Origin of the sequence: Variovorax rhizosphaerae (genome assembly GCF_037889975.1) — a bacterium.
GTDB lineage: Bacteria > Pseudomonadota > Gammaproteobacteria > Burkholderiales > Burkholderiaceae_C > Variovorax > Variovorax rhizosphaerae.
In genome coordinates, this window is sequence record NZ_JBBKZT010000089.1 from 1 (window position 1) to 2,915 (window position 2,915).

Sequence of the window (2,915 nt, forward strand, 5' to 3'; positions counted from 1 at the left end):
GCCGATGCGCCGATGCCGACCACAGGAAACTGCAGCGAGGAGCGCCTCGCCTCGGGCCCGTCGTCCCACTCGTCGTCGTTTCTTGCCTCTTGGCTCATACGATTTTCCTGTACGGCCCGGATTATGCGCGGGTCGATCCACGATACCCGGGCACGGCGACTACAGCCTGAAGGGCTTGCGCGTCACGTTTGCGCAACGACCTCCCGGACTAGGCGCGAAATGCGAAATCAGAAGTAGCCGCGCATCCCGCCGGTCTCCGACTGCAGGCGCCAAAGCGCGAAGAGTCGATACCGACTTCGCCATGTCGTGAGCACAGGCAGCGCTCAGTCCCCGTATTCTGCTCAGGCGCCGCGCGGCGTGGCAGTACGGCTCGGACCTGGCCCACGTCCCTCTTTGCGGCGGCGACGGGCTGGTCCAGCGCCCGATGCTCCGTGGTCTTCGCGCTGGGGGCGCCAAGTTCACCCTCTAGCTTTAGTCGCGGGGTTGGAGTCATGACAGCGTCGCGGCCAGTACCCCATCGATAGCGTTTTGCGCGGGGACCGCTTCCACGGGACAGTGTCCACGCCTCGACGTGAATGCGCCGGTCAGTTGTGAGCGAGGCAATGCGCCGGTACACGGTCCGACCATTCAGGCCCACCGCCGCAGCGATCTCAGCGATGGTCAGCGCACGACCTTGGATGGCGCGCCGTATGAGTTCTATGTCTTTGGGCATGCGAGCACGGTTTTTGGAGCGAACGCACATTTTGCGCAACGACTGCGTTGAGCGACAGAAGACTTGTTCTGGATGCTCACAGCTTGAGGTGCTCATGCGCGTCAGGCAGCGGTGGTGGCCGTCTCTTTAGCCGCCACCCGCTGGAACGTGGGATACGCCCTTGGCTAGCCGCCCATCCTGTTCCGGCCAAACGAGCCGATCGCGCCCCCGATCGCCTCGAGCAGTTCGTCACTCGAGAACGGCTTGCGCAGCAGATTCCTTACGCCGGCCTCGTGCGCGGCGCGCTCTAGCGCGGCGTCGTCGGATCCCGTGATGAACACCACAGGCACTTGCAGGTTCGCGGCGCGGATGCACGACTGCACCTCGAAACCGGACAAGCCCGGCATGTGCAGATCCACAATGGCGCATAGCGGCAGGTCGGTACTGAGCGAGGCCAGGAACTCCTCGCCGCTCGCGTATTCCCGGACGCGGTATTTGGCCAGCCGCAACAGGCGCCCGGGCATCACGCGCACGGGCAGTTCGTCGTCCACTACCGCGATGAAGGATCCGATACTGCTCACGCACGAACCCTACGCCAGTGCGATCACGAATGGGACTGCACTTTGGTTCAGTCAGTGTGCAATTCGCCCTCATCTCTTTGCATCTCCCGTCCGCGTGTCCCCTCGTAAGCACCTTGAACAAGTCATTCAAGGTTCGCAAGCGACCGCTTCAGCCTCCTCGACTCCTGACCAAGGAAGGAATCTGAAGCCCGCGCAAGGGGTTGGTGCAGCCCATCCTAGGCTCGTTCGTCGAATTTCCGCCACGGCAAAAGGCAGCAAGTTCTCGCTTGACCAGGCGCTTGAAAAATGCAGGAGGCCACAGGCGGCGAACACTGAAAGATCGGTGGCTTGCCCTCAAGAATCGGGGTGCACGACCGCTTGCAATCATTGAGCAGTCATCGCCGATCCTCGGGCGGGCGTCTGTTGAGGCCGGTGGCCGAAATCTGCGACGGTCCGCCTCGTTCAAAGCTAGCTGACCGCAACGGGCCCTCTGCGGTATTAAAAACGCCGCTCTGACCTGCCCCCTCTCGCCGTGCCGTTCATAACGAGGAAGTCCGGGGTCAGCAACTTGCGACAGTAAAGAGTAGCCGTGGATGTACGCTTTTTCGGCGATCCGCTGTGCTTCCGTGGTCGACAAGGCCTGCGCAAACGCAGGAGAGACAGGCCAGTGCCAGTCGCACCAGGCGCAATCGCCGCGCTGATGAAGGTTCGTCGGGTCGTTGCCGTGATGGGCACTTTCAAAGGTGGATGCAAGTACATTGACATGCGAGATCGCAAGTAACGTCGATCGTTCCCTATTGGTCGGCGGCTTCCCAGATCCATCGAGAGTGGATCACCCACCGATGGCTCTCTTTTTCGCCACGTTGCCGATCGGAAAGTGGCGCGTCGCGAACGTCACGATCCTACGAGGCAGAACGGTCGACCCTCGACACGCGCCCAAACGCAAGCTCGCAGGCACGCGACAACGATATCCCTTCGGACCGCCCGTGGGGCACTCTTCACGAAGATGAGCATCATGTTCCCCTGCGCCGCGTTCAAGACTGGCGCGCTATATATTTTATAGCGCTGAATCTTTCTGCAGTACGCGTTTCCAGCCGACCTGCACCCGGCATTGCTCATAATGATGCGCTTGAGCAACATCTCGCGCTTGCAACAGCTCTTGGAACCCCTGGAGGGCGAAGAATTAGGGGGCCGCCGGAAGTGAAAGTGGCTTCGCTTCACGCGGTGAAGCGAACCGGAAGCGCACCGTGCGCCACGATCCCCGAGACAGCTTGAACCGAAATTCCATCTCCCTGAGAATGCCGCAAGAGATTCGTTTGTGGTGCGACTCGTTTCATAGAACCTGGTTGCGCTTCGCTGCCGCCAGCAAGGTCGGGAAACGGAGGCGTTGTCTCAAGCGGTTTGGGTCGGCTCGCTTCATTGATCCGCAGGGTACGTGCTCCAGCAAGTGGGGGAACGGTTCCTCCTCGAAGCTGAGTCTTCTTGTGGCTTGGCAACGTGACTGGCACTTTGCGCGGCGTCCCATGTTGCTGGCGCGTGCCCTTGCCCTTTAACAGGCCGTTGAAATACCGATTGCCTTGAGCCAAGATCGAGCTCATCAGATCGATGAAGAGGGAAGCGCCGATGCGAGGAGCCGACAGCTATAGCGAGAGCCTGTTCACTAC

At 61.0% G+C, this 2,915-nt stretch carries 2 protein-coding genes; both read right to left on the reverse strand.

Annotation, left to right across the window (positions count from 1 at the left end):
* Nucleotides 1-876 precede the first annotated feature (876 nt).
* Nucleotides 877-1,272: a response regulator transcription factor gene (locus tag WKW82_RS40325; RefSeq protein WP_340348816.1), complete on the reverse strand. Its 396-nt coding sequence runs from the start codon at nt 1,270-1,272 to the stop codon at nt 877-879.
* A gap of 1,196 nt (nt 1,273-2,468) precedes the next feature.
* Nucleotides 2,469-2,849 (reverse strand): hypothetical protein, encoded by a 381-nt coding sequence (locus WKW82_RS40330; protein WP_340348817.1) that lies wholly within the window; start codon nt 2,847-2,849, stop codon nt 2,469-2,471.
* Between the last annotated feature and the right edge of the window lie 66 nt (nt 2,850-2,915).